Source organism: Psittacicella hinzii, assembly GCF_003585885.1.
In the GTDB taxonomy this organism is placed as follows: domain Bacteria; phylum Pseudomonadota; class Gammaproteobacteria; order Enterobacterales; family Psittacicellaceae; genus Psittacicella.
Genome location: NZ_NRHC01000130.1, coordinates 1 through 1,861 on the forward strand (window position 1 = coordinate 1; position 1,861 = coordinate 1,861).

A 1,861-nucleotide genomic window follows, 5' to 3' on the forward strand; every position below is an offset into this window, starting at 1 on the left:
CAAAAATCTAAAAATTTAGGGAACATGCACAAACAAGAAGATCCCCCTCAAGGTTAGCCTCAAGGGGGAACTTCTTGTTAAAACCTAGCTTTAATAAATTGTTGCTTGAACTTATTGTTCTTAACTGTTACTTATTAAAGTAGATAGTTTGCTTTTATAGGGTTATAAAAGACTTAGATTAGAATTTAACACCAGCGTATACTGCGTAAGTGTATTGTGCACGGCTTTCATCGCTAGCAAATGATTTAGATAAGCTTGAAACGTTTACACGTACACCGAAGTCAAAGTATTGACCGTATAATGAACCAGCTTCTAAAGCACCGTAAACACCACCTGTGCTGTCAGAAGAATCTAATTTAGCACGAGTATTTTGGTAACCTAAGCTAAAGCTTGCGTATGGAGTAAAGTTAGTTGTAGTTTCCCATAGGTATTTAGTTTTAACACCTAAACCGAAGTTGTAGTGGTCAACTGAATCTTTACGACCATAGTTGAAGAATGTTTCACCACCTACGTACCAGCCGTAGTCGTTGAATACACGGTAGTTGTAGTCAGCATTTAAACCGTATGATGCAACGTTTTCACCTAAAACGCGTTGACCACCTACTACACCGTGAACTGTGAAGAATTGTTGATCTAATGTAACAGCTTGAGCTTGTGGAGCAAATGCTGAGAATGCAGCTACAGCTGCAGCTGATAATGCTAATAATTTTTTCATAATTATATCCTTATCTATCTGTTTTGTTATTAGTTGTGATTTTTCTTGGTATATTTTTCCTCTACCTCTATAAAGAGTCAGAAAAATATGAAATTCTTAAATGTTGTGGAAACTATAGAGCGGTCAAGAAATGGATATGATATAAACTTGACCTAGTTGCTTATAAAAATATGAATCTTGGCGGATTCTGGCGAATTTTTATAAAACAACCTATTACATGAGCATTACATGAGTAAGTACTCATTTATTTATTTTCTAACTAAGATTATAGGACTGTTTAAAATTATTTGCAACAGTTTATTTTATATTTTCCTGAAAAATAGGTACAAAAAAAGAAAATAACTAGCATTTGTTTCTATTTTTGTTAGTTTATTTTTAAGAAACAGAGACAAATGGAAGTTATTTTCTAGAGATTAGATAGGTTCTAAAACTAAAGGCAGTGCCATTAGAATTATTTTGAAAAAGATCGTTACTTAAATTTTGTTCTTGGCTTGTTTTATTGTTTGGTTACTAGCCTGTGTTTTTCTAAATAGTTTATAAGTGGAAAAATTTAGATTTCTACCTCTAATTTCATAAATATGTGATTACTAGTCGCATAAAGTAATAAAAAAGTTAAAAGTGTATAGTTAAAAACTACAGAATTGTACCTTAAAAATCGAATTAGCTCGCTAAAATCTAAATAGCTAGCTAAAATTTAAATAGCTAGCTAAAATTTAAATAGCTAGCTAAAATTTAAATAGCTAGCTAAAATCTGAATAGCAAGCTTAAAATCTAAATCAAAAAATCCTAATTGCTATGGTATTTGTAACCTCAATGTTACTTGAGGAAATATTTTTGTGGCGTTGTTGTATTTATCGTTTATAATAGGTACTTATAATAGGTATAGGTGGTTTCTCATTGGATATTGTTAAAATTAATTTATAAAAGAAACCACTTTTTTAATGCCCAAAATTTGTGAAAGTTTCATTTGTGCCACTATTTTTACAATTGTGCCACTAATTTTTTATAATTCACCAATTCACCAATTCACCTTTTTACATTCTCCGAATTGACCGAATCAATAAAGAGCTCTTGTATTAAAACAAGAGCTCTTTATTATTGAATAAATGATTTTTGCTATTACTTTTATAGGGATTCCCGAAATTG

Annotated in this window: 1 protein-coding gene; it reads right to left on the reverse strand. The window is 30.9% G+C overall.

Annotation, left to right across the window (positions count from 1 at the left end):
• Positions 1 to 178: 178 nt before the first annotated feature.
• Positions 179 to 715, reverse strand: coding sequence for a hypothetical protein (locus CKF54_RS07585; protein WP_119525749.1), 537 nt, complete (start codon positions 713 to 715; stop codon positions 179 to 181).
• Between the last annotated feature and the right edge of the window lie 1,146 nt (positions 716 to 1,861).

Excerpts from the sequence above, each read along its gene's own strand:
- CKF54_RS07585 (WP_119525749.1), bottom strand. The coding sequence starts at position 715 with ATGAAAAAATTATTAGCATTATCAGCTGCAGCTGTAGCTGCATTCTCA.